Below are 20,330 nucleotides of genomic sequence, written 5' to 3'. Positions count from 1 at the left end.
CGCTGTCGGCCGTACGGCCCGGAGATGTCGTTGCCTGGTGGGTTGAGACCGCTCTAAGCGGCGGGCTTTGGACGCACCCCCACGGCCCGCTCCCGTCGTCTCGCGGGTGCGGGGCTGTGGTGGGTACGGACCGCTCCCGTCGTCTCGCGGTGCGGGGCTGTGGTGGGTACGGACCGCTCCCGTCGTCTCGCGGTGCGGGGCTGTGGTGGGTACGGACCGCTCCCGTCGTCTTGCGGGTCCGGGGCCGTGGGTGCGGTCCGTTCCCCTCGTCTCGCGGGTGCGGGTCTGCGGGGGCCGGGGTCCGTGGTCCTGTGGGCGGCGTTCAAGCTCCCGAGGGTTGCCAGGCCACCCTCGGGAGGGCCTGCGGGAGCGCTCCGTACCAGAGGCGGGCCGTGGTGCAGCCGATGGTCAGGCACAGGGCGCCGCCCGCCGCGTCGAGCCAGAAGTGGTTGGCCGTGGCGACGATGACCAGGAGGGTGGCCGCGGGGTAGAGGGCCGCGAGGACGCGGACCCACGGGACGGTGGTCAGGGCGCAGATCGTCAGACCGCACCACAGGGACCAGCCGATGTGCATCGAGGGCATCGCGGCGTACTGGTTGGACATGTGCTTCAGGTCGCCGGAGGCCATCGAGCCCCAGGTGTGGTGGACCTGGACGGTGTCGATGAAGTGGGCGCCGGGCATGAGGCGGGGCGGGGCCAGGGGGTAGAGGTAGTAGCCGAGCAGGGCCACCGCCGTGGTGGCGAAGAGGGCCAGGCGGGCCGCCGCGTAACGGCCGGGGTGGCTGCGGTAGAGCCAGAGGAGGACGCCGACCGTGACCACGAAGTGCAAGGTGGCGTAGTAGTAGTTCATACCGGTGATCAGCCAAGTCACCGAGTTGGCCGCGTGGTTGACGGTGTTCTCCACGGCGATGCCCAGGTGGTGCTCGGCGCGCCAGATCCGGGCCGCGTTGGCGAGGGCCTTGGCCTTCTGCTCCGGGACCGCGTTGCGGATCAGGGAGTACGTCCAGTAGCTCACCGCGATCAGGAGGACCTCGAACCACAGCCGGGGGTGGCGGGGGGTGCGCAGGGGCGGGGGCGGGGTGGCGGCGTGGGGCAGGGCCCCGCCGGGGGCGGCCCAGGGGCGCCGGGGCCGGGGCGGGGGTGACCTCGTCCCCGGAAAGTCGCGTCACGGTCGTGTCACCCATGGGCTCAGAGTCTGCCAGATGAGGGGCGTTCGGCCGGGTGTCCCCGGTCGGATTCCGGTCAGCGGGGGGCCGACGCGGTCGAGCCGCGCACCACCAGTTCCGGCATGAACACGAACTCGCTGTGCGGGGCGGGGGTGCCGCCGATCTCCTCCAGCAGTGTGCGCACCGCGGCCTGGCCCATCGCCGGGACCGGCTTGCGGATCGTGGTCAGCGGCGGGTCGGTGAAGGCGATCAGGGGGGAGTCGTCGAAGCCGACGACGGAGACGTCCCGGGGGACGTCCAGACCGCGCTGGCGGGCCGCCCGGATGGCGCCGAGCGCCATCATGTCGCTGGCGCAGACGATGGCCGTGCACTCCCGTTCGATCAGGGCCGTCGCGGCGGCCTGGCCGCCCTCCAGGGTGTACAGGGAGTGCTGGACCAGTTCGGATTCGACCGTGTGCGCGGCAAGGCCCAGTTGGTCCTGCATGGCCTTGACGAAGCCCTCGATCTTGCGCTGGACCGGGACGAAGCGCTTGGGGCCGAGCGCCAGGCCGATGCGGGTGTGACCCAGGGAGACGAGGTGGGTGACGGCCAGGGTCGTCGCGGCGCGGTCGTCGGGGGAGATGAACGGCGCCTGCACCTTGGGGGAGAAGCCGTCGACCAGGACGAACGGCACGCCCTGGGCGCGCAGGCGTTCGTAGCGCTCCATGTCGGCGGTGGTGTCCGCGTGCAGGCCGGAGACGTAGATGATGCCCGCGACCCCGCGGTCCACCAGCATCTCGGTCAGTTCGTCCTCCGTGGACCCGCCGGGGGTCTGGGTGGCGAGCACCGGCGTGTAGCCCTGCCGGGTGAGCGCCTGGCCGATGACCTGGGCGAGGGCCGGGAAGATGGGGTTCTCCAACTCCGGCGTGATCAGGCCCACCAGGCCCTCGCTGCGCTGCCGCAGCCGTACCGGGCGCTCGTAGCCCAGGACGTCCAGGGCGGCCAGCACGGACTGGCGGGTGGTGGCGGCGACGCCAGGCTTGCCGTTGAGGACCCGGCTGACGGTCGCTTCGCTCACCCCCGCCTGCGCGGCGATGTCGGCAAGCCGTGTGGTCACAGGAGTGGACTGTACCGGCCGGGTGCCCGCTCGCGCACCGACCCGGCGCCGGGGGCGGGCCGCGGGACGTCCCGTGGTGGGCTGCTGCGTCATCGCGCTCCCTCGTGCGATCGGTGGCAAGAGCTTGCAGAGTCTTGCACAAGGCGGTCCCGCCCTGCGCAGCTCCTGTAAACAACGATCTCACAGCGGTCTCGTGCAGGTCGAGGGACGGTCACGTCCGGGTAACTCCGGAGATCTCTTGCACTTTTTTTCTGCAAGGTCTTTCGTCCTGGTTGCATCGCTGTTACGTTCACGTCGCCCGACGGCAGTGGGAAGCGGTCGGCACGACTCGGGCTTTCACCCTCAAGGAGAACTCATGCGGCGTGGCATAGCGGCCACCGCGCTGGTGGCGTCCCTCGCCCTCGCGGCGACGGCGTGCGGCGGGAGCGACAGCGGCAGCGACAAGTCCGACGGTCCGGTGACCATCACGTGGTGGGACACCTCCAACGCCACCAACGAGGCGCCGACCTACCAGGCCCTGGTCAAGCAGTTCGAGGCCGCCCACAAGGACATCAAGGTCAAGTACGTCAACGTCCCCTTCGACCAGGCGCAGAACAAGTTCGACACCGCCGCCGGCTCCAAGGGCGCCCCGGACGTGCTGCGCTCCGAGGTCGGCTGGACGCCCGCGTTCGCCAAGAAGGGCTACTTCCTGCCGCTGGACGGCACCGAGGCGCTCACGGACCGGTCGCGGTTCCAGGCCAGCCTCATCGAGCAGGCCCAGTACGACGGCAAGACCTACGGCGTGCCGCTGGTCACCGACACCCTGGCGCTGGTCTACAACAAGGCCCTGCTGAAGAAGGCCGGCATCACCGAGGCCCCCAAGACCTGGGACGAGCTGAAGTCCGACGCCGCGAAGATCAAGGACAAGACCGGCGTCGACGGCTACTGGGGTTCCGCGCAGGGCTACTACGCGCAGCCGTTCCTCTACGGCGAGGGCACCGACACCGTCGACGCCGCCGCCAAGAAGATCACCGTTGCCTCGGCGCCCGCGAAGAAGGCGTACGCCACCTGGCTGAGCCTGTTCTCCGGCAAGGGCCTGCACAAGGCGGACACCACCGCCGACGCCTATGCCCACCGCCAGGACGCCTTCGTCAACGGCAAGGTCGCCATGACCCTCGAGGGCCCCTGGGAGATCACCAACTTCTACAAGGGCGCCGCCTTCAAGGACAAGGCGAACCTCGGCATCGCCACCGTCCCGGCCGGCTCCACCGGCAAGGCCGGTGCCCCCACCGGCGGCCACAACCTGTCCGTCTACGCCGGCTCCGACAAGGCCCACCAGGCCGCGGCCCTGGCGTTCGTGCAGTTCATGACCTCGGCGAAGTCCCAGGAGACCATCGCCCTGAAGAACTCCACGCTGCCCACCCGCGCCGACGCCTACACCGCCCAGGTCAAGGCCGACCCCGGCATCGCCGGCTACCAGAGCGTGCTCCCCGCCGCCCAGCCCCGTCCGGCACTGCCCGAGTACAGCTCGCTGTGGACGCCGCTCGACACCGAACTGCCCAAGATCGCCGACGGCAAGGAGTCCCTGGACAAGGGGCTGAGCAACGCCGAGACCGCGATCAGCAAGCTGGTCCCGGACTTCAGCAAGTGAGCCCGCGCGGCCGCCGGATCCTCCATCGAGGAGGGGAAGGATCCGGCGGCCGCCGGCCCGTGTGCCGTCCCCGCGAGATTTCAGAAGGTGTCGAACCATGACAGTCGCCATCGAGAGCGCGACCGCCCGGCGCGGAGGTGACGGCGGCCGCCGCCCCGGGCCGCTGCAGCGCCTCAGGCGCGGCTACCAGAAGTACTGGTACGCCTACGCGATGATCGCCCCGGTCGTCGTCGTGCTCGGCGTCCTGGTGGGCTACCCGCTGGTGCGGGGCTTCTACCTGACGCTGACCGACGCCGACAGCCTCAACTCGGCCCGCACGATCGGCGTCAACCACATCGACGCCACCTACACGTTCGTCGGGCTCGACAACTACAAGGACATCCTGTTCGGGCCGACCGCGTACGACCGGTTCTGGTCGCACTTCCTGTGGACGGTGGTGTGGACCGCGCTGTGCGTCTTCCTGCACTACGCCATCGGCCTGGGCCTGGCGCTGCTGCTGAATCAGAAGATGCGCGGCCGCACCCTGTACCGGCTGCTGCTCATCCTGCCCTGGGCGGTGCCGACCTTCGTCACCGTCTTCTCCTGGCGGGTCATGCTCGCCGACTCCGGCGCGCTCAACCAGCTCCTCGGCCACCTCCACCTGCCGCAGCCGCAGTGGCTGGAGGACACCTTCTGGCAGCGGTTCGCCGCCATCATGGTCAACACCTGGTGCGGCGTGCCGTTCATGATGGTCTCGCTCCTGGGCGGCCTGCAGTCCATCGACGCCAGCCTCTACGAGGCCGCCGAGATGGACGGCGCGAACGCCTGGCAGCGCTTCCGGCACGTCACCCTGCCGGGCCTGCGGACGGTCAGCTCCACGGTGGTGCTGCTCGGCGTCATCTGGACGTTCAACCAGTTCAACATCATCTTCCTGCTGTTCGGCCGCACCAGCGCCCCCGACGCGCAGATCCTCGTCACCTGGGCCTACCAGCTGGGCTTCGGCCAGCAGCCCCGCGACTACGCGCAGTCCGCCGCCTACGGCGTGCTGCTGCTGTCCATCCTGACCGTCTTCACCTCCTTCTACTTCCGCTGGCTGAAGCGCAATGACCAGCTCGCCGTCTGACGCAGGAGCCCCCACGATGAGCACCACGACCCTCGACAGCGCCGCCTCGCCGGCCGCGACCGTGGCCGACGCATCCCGGCGGCGCGTGCGGCGACGCGGCCGGTCCTCACCGCTGGGCCGCACCGTCACCCACGGCCTGCTCGTCCTGGCGAGCCTGGTGGCCGCCGCACCGGTCACCTGGCTGATCTACCTCTCGCTCGGCCCCGACAAGAACGACTACCTGCACCCCGGCGGGATCGCCGGGAAGGCGACCTTCTCGAACTACTCGTTCGTGCTGCGGCACACGAACTTCTTCAAGTGGCTCGAGTCCACGCTGATCGTCGCCCTGGGCACCACCGTCGTCGCCGTCGCCTTCGCCGCCACTACCGGCTACGCCGTCTCGCGGATGCGCTTTCCCGGTCACAGGCCGCTGATGTGGGTGCTGCTGCTCACCCAGGCGTTCCCGATCGCCGTGCTCATCGTGCCGATGTACGAGATCTTCTCCGAGCTGGGCCTGATCGACACCTACGGTGCGCTGATCCTCGTCAACTGCTCCACGATCGTGCCGTACTGCGCCTGGCTGATGAAGGGCTACTTCGACACCATCCCCGTCGAGATCGACGAGGCCGGCCGCGTCGACGGCCTCAGCCCCTTCGGCACCTTCCTGCGGCTGATCATGCCGCTGGCCCGGCCCGGGCTCGCGGTCGCCGCGTTCTACAGCTTCATCACCGCCTTCGGCGAGGTCGCCTTCGCCTCGACGTTCCTGCTGGACGACGAGAAGTACACCTTCGCGGTCGGCCTGCAGAGCTTCGTCAGCGAACACGACGCCCAGTGGAACTACATGGCCGCCACCGCGGTGTTGATCGCCGTCCCCGTGGCCGCCTTCTTCTACCTTGTCCAAAAACACCTGGTGACCGGCCTCACCGCGGGCGGCACCAAGGGCTGACGGCCCCGGCCCCACCAAGGCTCCCGCGCGCCTGCCCGCGCGGGTGGGCGGCCACGGTGGTCCTGACGACCCCGCTGCCATCGTGGCCGCCCCGCACCGGGCCCGCAGCCCCGCCGCCGAATCCACGCCCATGTCCCGACCACCGTTACGTACCAAGGACGCCATGAGCCAGCAGCACCCGGCCGCCCCGGCCCCCCGCTCCGCCGTCGCCACCGTCGCCGCGCCGCGCCGCGACTGGTGGCGGGACGCCGTGATCTACCAGGTCTATCCGCGCAGCTTCGCCGACAGCGACGGCGACGGCATGGGCGACCTGGAGGGCATCCGCACCCGCCTGCCCTACCTGCGCGACCTCGGGGTGGACGCCGTGTGGCTCAGCCCCTTCTACGCCTCCCCGCAGGCCGACGCCGGCTACGACGTCGCCGACTACCGGGCCGTGGACCCGATGTTCGGCACCCTGCTCGACGCCGACGCGCTGATCCGCGACGCCCACGCGCTGGGCCTGCGGATCATCGTGGACCTGGTGCCCAACCACTCCTCCGACCAGCACGAGTGGTTCAAGCGCGCGGTCGCCGAGGGGCCCGGCTCCCCGCTGCGGGAGCGGTACCACTTCCGCCCCGGCCGCGGGAAGAACGGCGAGCTGCCGCCCAACGACTGGGAGTCCATCTTCGGCGGCCCGGCCTGGACGCGGGTCACCGAACCGGACGGCACCCCCGGTGAGTGGTACCTGCACCTGTTCGCGCCCGAGCAGCCCGACTTCAACTGGGACCACCCGGCCGTCGGCGACGAGTTCCGCTCCATCCTGCGGTTCTGGCTGGACATGGGCGTCGACGGCTTCCGCATCGACGTCGCCCACGGCCTGGTCAAGGCCGAGGGACTGCCCGACCTCGGCACCCACGACCAGGTGAAGCTGCTGGGCAACGATGTCATGCCGTTCTTCGACCAGGACGGCGTGCACGAGATCTACCGGCAGTGGCGGCTGATCCTCGACGAGTACTCCGGCGACCGAATTTTCGTCGCCGAGGCGTGGACGCCGACCGTCGAGCGCACCCCCCTGTACGTCCGGCCGGACGAACTCCACCAGGCGTTCAACTTCCAGTACCTGTCCACCGCCTGGGACGCAGGCGAGCTGCGCACGGTGATCGACCGCACCCTGGAGGCCATGCGCCCCGTCGGCGCCCCCGCCACCTGGGTGCTGTCCAACCACGACGTCACCCGTCACGCGACCCGCTTCGCCAACCCGCCGGGCCTGGGCACCCAGATCCGCAGCGCCGGCGACCGCGCCCTCGGGCTGCGCCGGGCCCGCGCGGCCACCCTGCTGATGCTGGCCCTGCCCGGCTCGGCCTACGTCTACCAGGGCGAGGAACTGGGTCTGCCCGACGTGGTCGACCTGCCCGACGAGGTCCGCCAGGACCCGGCGTACTTCCGGGGCGCAGGCCAGGACGGCTTCCGCGACGGCTGCCGGGTGCCGATCCCGTGGACCCGCGAGGGCTCCTCCTACGGCTTCGGCAGCGGCGGCAGCTGGCTGCCGCAGCCGGCCGAGTGGGCCGACCTGAGCGTCGAGGCGCAGCAGGGCGTGCCCGGCTCCACCCTGGAGCTGTACCGCTCCGCCCTCGCCGTCCGCCGCACCCACCCCGACCTGGGGGCCGGGGACGCCGTGGAGTGGCTGCGCGCCCCCGAGGGCGTCCTCGCCTTCCGCCGCGGCGACTTCGTCTGCGTCGCCAACACCACGGGCGAGTCGGTGACGACCCCCGCCTACGGCCGCGTCCTCCTCACCAGTGGCGAGGTGACCGAGGCCGACGGCGAGACGAAGGTCCCGTCCGACACGACGGTGTGGTTCACCAGGGCCTGAGCACCGGGCGGGGGCGGGCTGCGCGCCGGGGATCCGCCCTTCCACGGGGGTCCGCTGCGTGCGGGGACCGTCGCTCGCGACGGTCCTGCTCGCCCACGAGTGCCCGCCGCCGACGAGGCGGCGGGCTTTCCGGCATGCTCCCGTCCACGTCCGCCGAGCGGTTCGTGGCGTGGGGCGAGCCGCAGGTGCTCCTTCTGCTGCGGCCCGAGGCCGTTCGAGGCGTGCCGTTTCGCAACGGCTTTCGCCGCCTTGCGGGCATCCGGCCGGCTCCCGCGCGCCCTTCCGCAAGGCTGAGCACCGGCCTGCTGAACGGGCCTTCTCGTAGAAAGCTGCCGATTGTGGCAGGTGCATGTCCAGGGTATTGACCGCTGCCTGCGGGGCTCGTACGGTCTGCTGCACCGCGCGTGGTTGAAAGTTTGCAGCAAGTTCTTCCAGAGGACCGTCAGCCGTTGATCCTTCGACGGAGAAGGAACCCCCACATGGCCAGCAGAACGCTCTCCGGCGCGCTCGCCCTCGCGGCGGCCGCGACCGCCCTCCTCGCCGTCCCCGCCCACACCGCGTACGCCTCCCCGCCCGGCACCAAGGACGTCACCGCCGTCCTCTTCGAGTGGAACTACGCCTCCGTCGCCAAGGAGTGCACCAGCACCCTCGGCCCGGCCGGCTACGGCTACGTCCAGGTCTCCCCGCCCGCCGAGCACATCCAGGGGCCCCAGTGGTGGACCTCCTACCAGCCGGTGAGCTACCGGATCGCCGGCCGGCTCGGCGACCGCGCGGCCTTCCGGACCATGGTGGACACCTGCCACGCGGCGGGGGTGAAGGTCGTCGTCGACACGGTGATCAACCACATGTCGGCGGGCAGCGGCACCGGCACGGGAGGCTCGACGTACACCAAGTACGACTACCCGGGGCTGTACTCGGTGTACGACTTCGACGACTGCACCTCCCAGGTCACCAATTACCAGGACCGCTGGAACGTCCAGCACTGCGAGCTGGTGGGTCTGGCGGACCTCGACACCGGTGAGGAGTACGTCCGCAAGACGATCGCCGGGTACCTGAACGACCTGCTCTCCCTCGGCGCGGACGGTTTCCGCATCGACGCCGCCAAGCACATCCCCGCCGAGGACCTCGCGAACATCAAGTCCCGCCTGACCGACCCCCACGCCTACTGGAAGCAGGAGGTCATCTACGGCGCCGGCGAGGCCGTCCAGCCGAGCGAGTACACCGGCAACGGAGACGTCCAGGAGTTCCGCTACGCCTACGACCTCAAGCGGGTCTTCACCAACGAGAACCTCGCCTACCTGAAGAACTACGGCGAGGGCTGGGGCTACCTCAGCAGCTCGGTGGCCGGTGTCTTCGTCGACAACCACGACACCGAGCGCAACGGCTCCACGCTGAACTACAAGGACGGCGCGAACTACACCCTCGCCAACGTCTTCATGCTGGCCTGGCCCTACGGCGCCCCCGACGTCAACTCCGGCTACGAGTGGTCCGACGCGGACGCCGGCCCACCCAACGGCGGCCAGGTGAACGCCTGTTGGCAGGACGGCTGGAAGTGCCAGCACAAGTGGCCCGAGATCGAGTCGATGGTCGCCTTCCGCAACACCACCCGCGGCGAGCCGGTGACGAACTGGTGGGACGACGGCGCGAACGCCATCGCCTTCGGCCGCGGCACCAAGGGCTTCGTCGCGATCAACCACGAGCCGTACACCGTCAGCCGCACCTACCAGACCTCCCTGCCCCAAGGCACGTACTGCGACGTGCAGCACAACACCACGGTGACGGTGAACTCCAGTGGCCAGTTCACCGCCGCACTGGGCTCGAACACGGCGCTGGCGCTCCGCGCGGGCAAGTCGAGCTGCTGAGTCCGCCCACCGCCGACCGGAGCAATCGGGCATGCGCGAGCCCCGGCCCGGTCCGACGCTGGCTGCATGAGCATCCGGCCCTGGGTCGTCGTGGAGGCACCGGACGGTCGCGGCCTTCGCCGGGTCACCGTGGGCGGCGAGGCCGTGGGCAGCGCCTGGTCGCTGCGCGAGCTGCGCGGCATGCTGGACCGCCTCGGCCACGGGGACGTGGATGTGCACGACCCGGCTTCGGTGTACTGGCGCGGAGGGGACAGCGGCACCTGGCCCGACCGGCCCTGGAGACGGCGGGTGACCGGCTCGGTGGTGCTGGCGGGCCTGCTCGCGTCCGCGGTCCTCAACGCGGTGATCGGGTGGCCGGACGCCTCCGGCGCGCTGACGTTCGCCCAACGGGTGACCGGGGCTCTCTTCGTCCTGTCCGGCCTGGTGCAGCTGGCGGCGGCGGTATCGGTACTCGACTTCTGGGGCAAACGGCAGTCCGCGCCGACCGGCGCGATCGTCCTGCTCGGTGTCCTCATCGCGCTGGCCACCGACAGCCTCCTCGTCCTGCTGTGGCTCGACGAGCGGCAGTACACGCCCTACCTGCTGGCGTTCATGCCCCTGTGGTGCTGGTCAGTGTGGGCACTGCGCCTGCTGCTGCGGGAGAAGCCCTGGAAGGGGGTTCCGCAGCCCAGGAAATTCGCCGCCGGTGTGTTCGCCTCCGCCCTCTTCACCGCTCTCAGCCTCGCGTACTCCACCCTCTACCAGCCGACGGTCGCCCCCATGCACTTCGCTCTGAAGGCGGAATTCGGCACCGCCCGGGCAGACCGCCGGCTCCCGTTCGTCCAGGTCCCGCTGAAAATCTCCGTCAAGAACACCGGAGCGTTCTCGGCGTACATCGTCATCAGCGACTTCACGGTGTACGGCAGAACCGCCCAGTACGCGGGGCGTGGGTCGTTCTCGGGAGAAGAATGGAAGAACAGCATCGACAAGTACGGCGAGGAGGAGGCGGAGCGCCACGTCGATCGACTCGCGTTTTCCCACCTCAGCAGCGGGCGGATCTACGAACCCGGCACACTGCTGGAAAGCGGCCAGGAGGACACCCGGGAACATGTGTTCCAGATCCCTGCGGACGCGCGGTACGACCTTCTCCGCGCCGATCTGCAGCTCACCTACCTGAGAAAGGACCGCGGACGGATCGACAGCGAAGAATTCGACAAGCAGCGGGCGACATGGCGTATGAAGAAGGGCGTACCCTGCATCTCGAACGACTGCGGTGACCGGATCGTGTACCTCGGAGCGGTGCGCCACAACAACAATCTGGTCAACGTGACACGCGCAGCACACTATGTTCTGGCGACCTGGTCCCCGATGGGAACTCCGGGATACTCCCTTTCCTGCTATCACCTCGACGGCAAGGAGATCGACCTCGCGGAGGAAAAGAAGGACGTGGCCAGGTTCGGTGTCGCGACGGTCAAGGCGCAGACCGATATCTCCCTCGCCGAACTGCTGAAGTCGGTCACACCTCCTCGGCCTTCTTGACCCAGGACCCCGACTTCACGCCGAAGTCGTGGTCGAGCTGCTGGGCGGCTTTGAGGCAATGCAGCGCGGGCCTGCCGAGCATCCCGAAGATCCGGTCCGCCGGCACCGACGCGGCGAGCCCGGGGACGAGCCGTTTGACTTCCACCGGGGCGTCGGCGTACTCGTCGTTCCGCAACTGGGTGAGGACGTCGAGGGCGTCGTTCCCCATGTCCCTGGACTTCCAGAAATCCTTGACGCCCTCCGCGTTCCACTTCTCGGGGAGCAGACTCCCCAGATCCCTGCCGAGCGTGTCCTCCGCGGCGGAGTCGAAGACGGCGTTGGTGCAGACCTCGGCCGCCTTGCCGAGCGGGACGTCCGGCAGGCCCTGGGCGGAGATCGCCTCCTCCAGCTTCTGCTCCATCCGGTCGATCCGCTGGTCCGCCTCCTTGCGCGCCTTCTTCCGCTCCTCGTCCGACGCGCTCGGATCCGCCGACCTGGCCAGCGTCGCGCCGGCCTGGTGCGCGCTCTGCGCCGTTGCCTTCTGTCCCTCGTCCGGTGTGTCCGGGTCGGCGGCCACGGACGCCCCGACCGACACCTTCCGCGCGGCGTCCAGCGCCTGCTGGACCTGCGCACCCCGCGCACCCGTACCGTGCCCGGCATGCGGGAAGTCACCGAGTGTGCCCCGCACGGCGGCCAGCGCGCCACCCGTCGCTCCCACCAGATCGTTCCGCAGGTCGCCCGGCGTCGTGCCGTCGCCGATCGCGCGGAGAGCGGACGCCGAGTGCTCCGCGACGAAGGCGACCGAGCTCCGCGCCCCGGGCGGCAGGCCCGGGCGGCTCGCGGTGCCCAGGGTCCCGACCACCTGTTTCACCAGCCCGGTCAGCTGTCCCCGTATCGCGGGAGAGGTCCCGGGATCCCCGATGACCTCCAGCGCGGCGCTCACCGCCTGCGCGCTGCGGACGACCGCGCCGCGCTCTTGCGGCGGGGTGGTCGGGTCCTGCGTCGCCCGCACGGTCGCGGTCAGTTGCTCGACGCTCGGGACCAGGTCCCCGGGGACCCGCTCCTTCAAGCTGCTCAGATCCGCCGTCACCTTGTCGGCCGCTTCGATCTGTTGCCGCGCCGCGGCGGACGAGGTCCCGGTCCCGCTCGGACCGGACGGCTTCTCGGTGGGTGACGTGTCACCGGGGTTCGGTGTCGTCCCGCCGGGATGTGTGGGTGTCTCCGGCGGGTGGGTCGGTGGCGCCGAGGGCGTGGTGTCCGGCGTCGACGGGCCGGGCGGCGTACCGGGCGGAGGGCTCGGCGGTGGCGAGGGAGGTTCGGGCGAGACAGGCCCGGGCGAAGGGGGAGCCGACCCCACGGGCACGTCCGCCGCGGAGGAGCCGTGGACCTCCGGCACGGTCGACGCGGACGTGGGACCGGCGCACACCGCGAGGGCCGCGGTCACCGCGGAAACGCCGGTCAGGCGGGCGGCACGCCGCCGTGTGGTGCTGGCCATCATCGATCCGGGAGGTGGGCTACGGACGCGCGGAGCCGGGCCGAGGCGGTGATGAGAACCTCCGAGGCGGCGGTGCACGAACCTCTCGCGCTCGCCCCCGGCCCCACGTCCACGCTCACTCAGGGGGCGGCGCCGCGCAACCCGGCCACGGGCAGCGGCGGCGGCCGGTTTCCGCACCCGGTGACCGTCGATTCCCGGGTCGAACCGGCACCGTGTGCGTCCGTCAACCGTCCCAGCGCGCCGCGGACTTGGCCTCCTCGCCCGTGACCGGCGCCCGTGTGATGGGCCACGACGGCAGCCGCCGCGAGACGGGGCGGCCGAGGGGCATGGGTGAAATTTCTTGCTGTGACTTTCACGCCTCTTGCTGTAAACCTTTCGGCAGCGATACGGTCGCGCGGCGCGCCCGGCACCGGGGCCCGTGCCGCGGCGTGGGGTCGGTCGGACCCGGAAGAGCCGTAATCGCTGGGGAGTTACCGCCTGTGACACCGAGATGGCCGGCGCCTCGCACGCGCCGCACCCCAGGAGCGAGAAGGGCCGCGGCCGTCACCGCCGTCGCCCTCGCCGCCGCTCTGATCCAGCCACTGGCAGCCCATGCCGCCACCCCGCCCGCACCCCCCTCCGACGCGGCCCTGGCCGCACAGCCCGCCCGGCACGACGACACCCGCGAGCAGTTCTACTTCGTCATGCCGGACCGTTTCGCCAACGGGGACAAGGCCAATGACCGGGGCGGCCTGACCGGCTCCCGCCTCACCACCGGCTACGACCCCACCGACAAGGGCTTCTACCAGGGCGGCGACCTCAAGGGCCTGACGAAGAAGCTGGACTACATCAAGGGCCTGGGCACCACCGCCCTCTGGATGGCGCCGATCTTCAAGAACAAGCCGGTGCAGGGGACGGGGAGCAAGGCCTCGGCCGGATACCACGGTTACTGGATCACCGACTTCACCCAGGTCGATCCGCACTTCGGCACCAACGGGGACCTGAAGAACCTGATCGCCGCCGCCCACGCCAAGGGCATGAAGGTCTTCTTCGACGTCATCACCAACCACACCGCCGACGTCGTCGACTACGACCCGAAGTCCTACGACTACCTCTCCAAGGGCGCCTTCCCCTACCTCACCAAGGACGGCCGCCCCTTCGACGACGCCGACTACGCCGACGGCACCAGGCCCTTCCCGGCGGTGGGCACCGGCTCCTTCCCGCGCACCCCGCGGGCCGCCTCCGCCGGCAAGGTCCCGGCCTGGCTGAACGACCCGGCGATGTACCACAACCGGGGCGACTCCACCTACGCCGGCGAGTCCACCACCTACGGCGACTTCTCCGGCCTGGACGACCTGTGGACCGAACGGCCCGAGGTCGTGCGCGGCATGGAGAAGATCTACGAGCGGTGGGTGAAGGACTTCGCCGTCGACGGTTTCCGCATCGACACCGTCAAGCACGTCAACATGGAGTTCTGGACCCAGTGGGCCACCGCGCTGGACGCGTACGCCGCCCGCCACGGCCGCAGGAACTTCTTCATGTTCGGCGAGGTCTACTCCGCCGACACCTCCGTCACCGCCCCCTACGTCACCCAGGGCCGCCTCGACGCCACCCTCGACTTCCCCTTCCAGGACGCGGCTCGCGCCTACGCCTCCCAGGGCGGCAGCGCGCGGAAGCTGGCGAGCGTCTTCGGCGACGACTGGAAGTACACGACCGACAAGGCCAACGCCTATGAGCAGGTCACCTTCCTCGGCAACCACGACATGGGCCGCATCGGGTCCTTCCTGAAGCAGGACAACCCGAAGGCGACGGACGCCGAGATCCTGAAGAAGGACGCACTGGCCAACGAGCTGATGTTCCTCAGCCGCGGCAACCCGGTCGTCTACTACGGCGACGAGCAGGGCTTCACCGGCTCCGGCGGCGACAAGGACGCCCGCCAGACGATGTTCGCCTCCCGGGTCGCCGACTACCTCGACGACGACGAGATCGGCACCGCCCGCACCCACGCGAGCGACGCCTACGACACCGGCGCCCCGCTGTACCGGCAGATCGCCGCGCTGTCCAAGCTCCGCAAGGCCGAGCCGGCCCTCGCCGACGGTGTCCAGACCGAGCGCTACGCGGCCGACGGCGCCGGGATCTACGCCGTCACCCGCACGGACGCCCGGACCGGGCAGGAGTACATCGTCGCGTTCAACAACGCGTCCGAGCCCAGGACGGCGACCTTCGAGACCGGCTCGGCGGGCATGTCCTACCGGGGGATCCACGGCGCCACGGACACCGTGACCTCCGACGGCGACCGCAAGGTCACCGTCACCGTCCCGGCCGAGTCCGCCGTCGTCTACAAGGCCACCGGCGGGCTCGACAAGCCGTCACCTTTAAAAATCCCCGAGCCCACGAGAAAAGCAGAAATCTCCCAAGACGGCTTCTCCTTGAAAAAAAAAATTAACCTAAACACACCTCTTCCTTCGCGAAATACTTACCCACTTACTCACCTTCCCCATACCTCCTTACTACTCACCCTCACCGCCCCCGCGCCCGGCGCCACCGGCACCGTGGAGCTGAGCGCGGACGTGCGGGGCGGCCGGTTGAACCGGGTCGTCTTCGCCGCCCAGGTCGGCAACGCCCCGTGGCAGGTCCTCGGCTCCGCCGACCACGCCCCGTACACGGTCGCCCAGACCCTCGGCAAGGGCGTCCCCGCCGGGACCGCCCTGCGCTACAAGGCCGTCGTGACCGACTTCGCCGGGCACACCGCGAGCACCACGGCGAGCAGCACCTCCGGCGCCCCGCCCGCACCCCGGGTGCCCACCGCCTCCTCCCGCGACTACGCGATCGTCCACTACCGGCGCGCCGACGGCGCCTACGACGACTGGGGCCTGTACGCCTGGGGCGACCTCGCCGACGGCGAGGCGACCACCTGGCCGGCCGGCCACCCCTTCACCGGCCGGGACGCCTGGGGCGCCTTCGCCTACGTCAAGCTGAAGCCCGGCGCCTCCAGTGTCGGCTTCCTGGTGGTCGACAAGGACGGGAACAAGGACGTCTCCGCCGACCGGAGCATCGACGTCTCGACGACGGGTGAGGTCTGGGTCGAGCAGGGCAAGGCCGACGTCCTGACGCAGCGGCCCGCCTACCCGCCGCAGGACACGGCCAAGGCGGTCGTCCACTACCACCGTGCCGACGGCGACTACGACGGCTGGGGCCTGCACGTCTGGACGGGCGCCGCGCACCCCACCGACTGGTCGGACCCGCTGAAGCCGGTGAAGACTGATGCCTATGGCGCTGTCTTCGAGGTGCCGCTCACCGAGGGTGCCACCAGCCTCAGCTACATCGTCCACAAGGGCGACGACAAGGACGTGCCCACCGACCGGTCACTGGATCTCACCACGCCCAACGGCCACGAGGTGTGGCTGGTGAGCGGCCAGGACACACCCCTGCTGCCGCAGCCGGCAGGCAGCTCGGCCGCCCTCGACCTGACCGCCTCCAAGGCGGTCTGGATCGACCGGGACACCGTCGCCTGGAACGGCGTGGACGGCGCCGCCTCCACCCAGCTGCTGTACTCCGACGACGGCTCGATCGCCGTCAAGGACGGGACGCTGACCAGTGACGACGAGCGCTGGATCCGGCTGGAGAGGACCACGCTGAGCGACGCGCAGAAGGCGAGGTTCCCGCACCTGAAGGACTACACCGCCTGGTCCGTCGACCCCCGGGACCGGGACCGGGTGCGTACGGCCCTGCGCGGCCAGCTGGTCGCCTCGCAGCGGGCCGCCGACGGCGCCGTGCTGGCCGCGACCGGCGTGCAGATCGCGGGCGTGCTGGACGACCTGTACCCGGGCGCGACCAAGGCGCACCTCGGCCCGGTCTTCCACGACGGCAAGCCCACCCTGTCGGTCTGGGCCCCGACCGCGCGGCGCGTCGCCCTGGAGCTGGGCGGCACCACCGTGCCCATGCGGCGCGACGACGCGACCGGCGTCTGGTCCGTCACCGGCCCGGCGTCCTGGAAGGGCAAGGAGTACCGGTACGTGGTGACGGTGTGGGCGCCCAGCGTCCGCAAGCTGGTCGTCAACAAGGTCACCGACCCCTACTCGGTCGCCCTCACCGCGAACTCCGAGCGCAGTCTCGTCGTCGACCTGGACGACAAGGCACTCGCCCCGAGCGGCTGGTCGTCGCTGCGCAAGCCCCGGGCCGTACCGCTGCGAGACGCCCAGATCCAGGAGCTGCACATCCGCGACTTCTCGGTCGCCGACCCGACCGTCCCGGCCGAGGACCGGGGCACCTACCTGGCCTTCACCGACAAGGACGGCGACGGCTCCAGGCACCTGCGGGAGCTGGCGAAGGCGGGCACGTCGTACGTGCACCTGCTGCCCGCGTTCGACTTCGCCACCGTCCCCGAGAAGAAGGCCGACCAGGCCACCCCCGGCTGCGACCTGGCCTCCTACCCGGCCGACTCCGACCGGCAGCAGGCGTGCGTGGCCAAGACCGCCGCGCAGGACGCCTACAACTGGGGCTACGACCCGTACCACTTCACGGTCCCCGAGGGCTCCTACGCCACCGACCCGGACGGCACCGCCCGCACGGTGGAGTTCCGCCGGATGGTGCAGGCCCTCAACCAGGACGGCCTCAGGGTCGTCATGGACGTCGTCTACAACCACACCGCGGCCGACGGCCAGGCGGACACCTCCGTCCTCGACCGGATCGTGCCGGGCTACTACCAGCGACTGCTCGCCGACGGCTCGGTGGCCGACAGCACCTGCTGCGCCAACACCGCGCCGGAGAACGCGATGATGGGCAAGCTGGTCGTGGACTCGATCGTCACCTGGGCCAAGGAGTACAAGGTCGACGGCTTCCGCTTCGACCTCATGGGCCACCACCCCAAGGCGAACATCCTCGCGGTCAGGAAGGCCCTCGACGCGCTGACCCCGGACAAGGACGGCGTGGACGGCAAGAAGATCATCCTGTACGGGGAGGGCTGGAACTTCGGCGAGGTCGCCGACGACGCCCGATTCGTGCAGGCCACGCAGAAGAACATGGCCGGCACCGGGATCGCCACCTTCTCCGACCGGGCCCGCGACGCGGTGCGCGGCGGCAGCCCGTTCGACGCCGACCCCGGCGTCCAGGGCTTCGCCTCCGGCCTGTACACCGACCCCAACTCCTCACCCGCCAACGGCGACCCGGCCGAGCAGAAGGCCCGGCTGCTGCACTACCAGGACCTGATCAAGGTCGGTCTGAGCGGCAACCTGGCCGGCTACCGCTTCACCGACACCGGCGGCAACGAGGTCACCGGCGCCCAGGTCGACTACAACGGCGCACCCGCCGGGTACGCGGCGGCCCCCGGCGACGCGCTCGCCTACGCCGACGCCCACGACAACGAGACGCTGTTCGACGCCCTCGCCTACAAGCTGCCCGCCTCGACCGGCGCCGCCGACCGGGCCCGCATGCAGGTGCTGGCGATGGCCACCGCCACGCTGTCGCAGGGGCCCTCCCTCTCCCAGGCCGGCACCGACCTGCTGCGCTCCAAGTCGCTGGACCGCAACTCCTTCGACAGCGGCGACTGGTTCAACGCGATCCACTGGAACTGCGCCGACGGCAACGGCTTCGGCCGCGGGCTGCCCCCGGCCGCCGACAACCAGGACAAGTGGCCCTACGCCGGGCCGCTGCTGACCTCGGTGAAGGTGGGCTGCCCGGAGATCGAGGGCGCCTTCGCCGCCTACCGGGACCTGCTGAGGATCCGGACGACGGAGCGGGCGTTCTCCCTGGCCACCGCCGCGCAGGTGCAGTCCGCGCTGTCCTTCCCGCTGTCCGGGACGCACGAGACACCCGGCGTGATCACCATGCGGCTCGGTGACCTCGTGGTGGTGTTCAACGCCACGCCCGAGCGGCAGCAGCAGCGGGTCGCCTCGCTCGCCGGGGCGCACTACCGGCTGCATCCGGTGCAGGCGCGGGGCGCGGACCCGGTGGTGAAGACCTCGTCGTACGAGGCGGGCAGCGGGACGTTCACGGTGCCGGCCCGGACCGTGGCGGTGTTCAGGAACTAGGGTGAGGCCGAGGTAACCGCCGTAGAACTGGAGCGCCCATGCCGCAGATCACCGTCGACTACTCCGAGCAGGTGGCGGACGCCTTCGACCGGCCCGCCTTCGCGCGGGACCTGCACGCCCGGGCGGTCGAGATCGCGGCCGCCAAGCCGGCGGCGTGCAAGACGCAGTTCCGCCGGACCGAGGACACCACCGTCGGCCCGGACACCACGGGCCACGCGATCGTGCACATCACCATCGGCCTGCTGGCCGGGCGCACCGAGGAGACCAAGGCCCGTCTGACCGAGGCGGTCCTCGAGGCGCTCCGGCAGCACCTGAAGCCGGTCGAGGGCCTGGCCGTGCACGCCTCGGCGGAGGTACGCGACCTGGACCCCTCCTACCGGAAGTACGACGCCTGACGGATCAGGCGGCCAGTGCGGCGAGCCGGCCGAGCAGGTCCCCGAAGGGGCCGTCGGCCGGCTCCTTCGCGAACACCCGGCGCAGCAGCGCGGCCAGTTCCTCGTCGTAGGCGGCGCCGACGGCGGCGAGCGCGGCGAAGTCGTGCACGAGCTGCCGCTCCAGCTCCGCGCGCGGGATGCGCCGGCCGTCCAGCCAGATCAGCGCGGTGGACTCGGCGAGGGAGATCCACGAGCGGACGACCAGCTCCAGCCGGGCCGGCGGGTCCTGCACGTCCAGGGGCGCGAGGATCTGGTCGTAGGCGGCCTGCCGGACCGCGTTGATCAGCGCGCTCGTCGTCGAGGAGCCGACCGCCGGGCCGCCGCGCATCAGCGCGGAGAAACCCGGGCCGTGCTCGTCCACGAAGTCGAAGTACCGGCGCATCACCCGCAGCAGCCGCGCCCCCAGCGGGCCCTTGCGCGGCTCCACGAACCGGGCCGCGAGATCGTCGGAGGCACGCTGCAACGCGGCCTCGTACAGGCTGAGTTTGCCGGGGAAGTAGTGGTAGACCAGCGGGCGGGAGATGCCCGCCGCGGACGCTATCTCGTCGAGGGAGACATCGTGGGGGGGGCGTCTGCTGAACGGGTCGAGGGCGCCCCCGATCAGCTGCTCCCGCCGCTCCTCGACTCCCATCCTGCGCCGCACCCCGGTAGTCATGCGCACACCTTACCGATCGGAACCGGTCCGGGAACGGGCCGGTTCACAGCCGGTGTGCGCACCGATGTGCGGATGTGGGACAGGTCCTAGCGCAGCGCGCGCAGGGTGCTGCCGTCGCGCAGGGTGCCCTTCAGGTCGGCCGTGGCGCCCTGCCGGGTCCGTACGGTGAGCACAGGGCCCCGGGCGGTCGCCTGCACCCCGCCGGTCGTGGTGAGCGACGCGGTGTCCTCGTCGCCGGCCGCGAGCAGGTACCAGGAGCCCTGCTGCGACTTCCACAGCACCCCGGCCAGCACGTGCGGTGCCCGCGCACCGCAGGCGGGCACGTCCTCGCCCTTCGCCGCGACCGCGCCCGTCGCCCCGCCGGGGGTGAGGAACTGGGCCAGCACCCGCGGATCGTCGCCGCGCCAGGTCTCCGCCCGGGTGCACACCCCGTCTCCTATACACCTCTCCCAGCCCACGAGACAGGCAGAAATCTCGCAAGGCGTCTTCCGCTTGAAAAAAAAAAACCCGCCACCTGATCGACCTGCAGATCGTCGCCTTCCCGCAGGAGGGCATCGCGTCCTACGCACACGGTCGCGCGCTGATGGAACATGCCATCGAACTTTGCGCCG

General features: G+C 70.7%; 13 protein-coding genes. 8 read left to right on the top strand and 5 right to left on the bottom strand.

Annotated elements, in window-relative coordinates:
- Window positions 1–322: 322 nt before the first annotated feature.
- Both GV126_RS10575 and GV126_RS10570 read right to left on the bottom strand, forming a co-directional pair.
- Window positions 323–1,096 carry a phosphatase PAP2 family protein gene (locus tag GV126_RS10575; RefSeq protein ID WP_159673506.1) on the bottom strand — a complete coding sequence of 258 codons (774 nt, stop codon included), beginning with the start codon at window positions 1,094–1,096 and terminating at the stop codon, window positions 323–325.
- A 146-nt stretch (window positions 1,097–1,242) separates the two neighbouring features.
- A complete protein-coding gene (locus GV126_RS10570) occupies window positions 1,243–2,262 on the bottom strand; it encodes a LacI family DNA-binding transcriptional regulator (RefSeq protein WP_159664725.1) in 1,020 nt (339 codons plus the stop codon).
- Between the two features lie 355 nt (window positions 2,263–2,617).
- Here GV126_RS10570 and GV126_RS10565 point away from each other — a divergent pair, with 355 nt between their 5' ends.
- The 6 genes from GV126_RS10565 to GV126_RS10540 all read left to right on the top strand — a co-directional run bounded on the left by GV126_RS10565 (window position 2,618) and on the right by GV126_RS10540 (window position 11,148).
- Window positions 2,618–3,892 carry an extracellular solute-binding protein gene (locus GV126_RS10565; RefSeq protein ID WP_159664723.1) on the top strand — a complete coding sequence of 425 codons (1,275 nt, stop codon included), beginning with the start codon at window positions 2,618–2,620 and terminating at the stop codon, window positions 3,890–3,892.
- Window positions 3,893–3,989: 97 nt separating this feature from the next.
- Entirely contained in the window at window positions 3,990–4,994 is a 1,005-nt protein-coding gene (locus GV126_RS10560; RefSeq protein ID WP_159664721.1) for a carbohydrate ABC transporter permease, read from the top strand.
- Between the two features lie 16 nt (window positions 4,995–5,010).
- Entirely contained in the window at window positions 5,011–5,919 is a 909-nt protein-coding gene (locus tag GV126_RS10555) for a sugar ABC transporter permease (protein ID WP_159664719.1), read from the top strand.
- Between the two features lie 163 nt (window positions 5,920–6,082).
- Window positions 6,083–7,768, top strand: a complete 1,686-nt coding sequence (locus GV126_RS10550; RefSeq protein WP_159664717.1) for a glycoside hydrolase family 13 protein — start codon at window positions 6,083–6,085, stop codon at window positions 7,766–7,768.
- Between the two features lie 479 nt (window positions 7,769–8,247).
- On the top strand, window positions 8,248–9,630 hold the full coding sequence (locus tag GV126_RS10545) for an alpha-amylase (RefSeq protein ID WP_159664715.1): 1,383 nt from the start codon (window positions 8,248–8,250) through the stop codon (window positions 9,628–9,630).
- Window positions 9,631–9,696: 66 nt separating this feature from the next.
- Window positions 9,697–11,148: a hypothetical protein gene (locus tag GV126_RS10540; protein WP_159664713.1), complete on the top strand. Its 1,452-nt coding sequence runs from the start codon at window positions 9,697–9,699 to the stop codon at window positions 11,146–11,148.
- Here GV126_RS10540 and GV126_RS10535 read toward each other — a convergent pair.
- A complete protein-coding gene (locus tag GV126_RS10535; protein ID WP_159664711.1) occupies window positions 11,126–12,196 on the bottom strand; it encodes a hypothetical protein in 1,071 nt (356 codons plus the stop codon). The genes GV126_RS10540 and GV126_RS10535 overlap by 23 nt on opposite strands.
- 905 nt (window positions 12,197–13,101) lie before the next feature.
- Between GV126_RS10535 and pulA the strand changes: the two genes are divergently transcribed.
- Entirely contained in the window at window positions 13,102–18,630 is a 5,529-nt protein-coding gene (gene pulA / locus GV126_RS10530; protein WP_159664709.1) for a pullulanase-type alpha-1,6-glucosidase, read from the top strand.
- A 38-nt stretch (window positions 18,631–18,668) separates the two neighbouring features.
- Complete coding sequence (locus GV126_RS10525; RefSeq protein WP_159664707.1) at window positions 18,669–19,025, top strand: 5-carboxymethyl-2-hydroxymuconate Delta-isomerase; 357 nt, start codon at window positions 18,669–18,671, stop codon at window positions 19,023–19,025.
- Between the two features lie 4 nt (window positions 19,026–19,029).
- On the opposite strand, the gene GV126_RS10520 is transcribed toward GV126_RS10525, so the two are convergent.
- Entirely contained in the window at window positions 19,030–19,719 is a 690-nt protein-coding gene (locus GV126_RS10520; protein WP_159664705.1) for a TetR/AcrR family transcriptional regulator, read from the bottom strand.
- 86 nt (window positions 19,720–19,805) lie between these two features.
- The gene (locus GV126_RS10515; RefSeq protein ID WP_438947835.1) at window positions 19,806–20,147 is read right to left on the bottom strand and encodes a hypothetical protein; all 342 of its coding nucleotides are present in this window, start codon (window positions 20,145–20,147) and stop codon (window positions 19,806–19,808) included.
- Between the last annotated feature and the right edge of the window lie 183 nt (window positions 20,148–20,330).

This window comes from Streptomyces mexicanus (assembly GCF_902506575.1).
Lineage (GTDB): Bacteria > Actinomycetota > Actinomycetes > Streptomycetales > Streptomycetaceae > Streptomyces > Streptomyces mexicanus.
Note: the sequence above shows the minus strand (reverse complement) of the source record. Positions and strands in the feature narration are given on the sequence as shown.

Coding starts and splice junctions, on each gene's coding strand:
- GV126_RS10565 (WP_159664723.1), top strand. CDS start 2,618: ATGCGGCGTGGCATAGCGGCCACCGCGCTGGTGGCGTCCCTCGCCCTC.
- GV126_RS10560 (WP_159664721.1), top strand. CDS start 3,990: ATGACAGTCGCCATCGAGAGCGCGACCGCCCGGCGCGGAGGTGACGGC.
- GV126_RS10555 (WP_159664719.1), top strand. CDS start 5,011: ATGAGCACCACGACCCTCGACAGCGCCGCCTCGCCGGCCGCGACCGTG.
- GV126_RS10550 (WP_159664717.1), top strand. CDS start 6,083: ATGAGCCAGCAGCACCCGGCCGCCCCGGCCCCCCGCTCCGCCGTCGCC.
- GV126_RS10545 (WP_159664715.1), top strand. CDS start 8,248: ATGGCCAGCAGAACGCTCTCCGGCGCGCTCGCCCTCGCGGCGGCCGCG.
- GV126_RS10540 (WP_159664713.1), top strand. CDS start 9,697: ATGAGCATCCGGCCCTGGGTCGTCGTGGAGGCACCGGACGGTCGCGGC.
- GV126_RS10525 (WP_159664707.1), top strand. CDS start 18,669: ATGCCGCAGATCACCGTCGACTACTCCGAGCAGGTGGCGGACGCCTTC.
- GV126_RS10520 (WP_159664705.1), bottom strand. CDS start 19,719: ATGACTACCGGGGTGCGGCGCAGGATGGGAGTCGAGGAGCGGCGGGAG.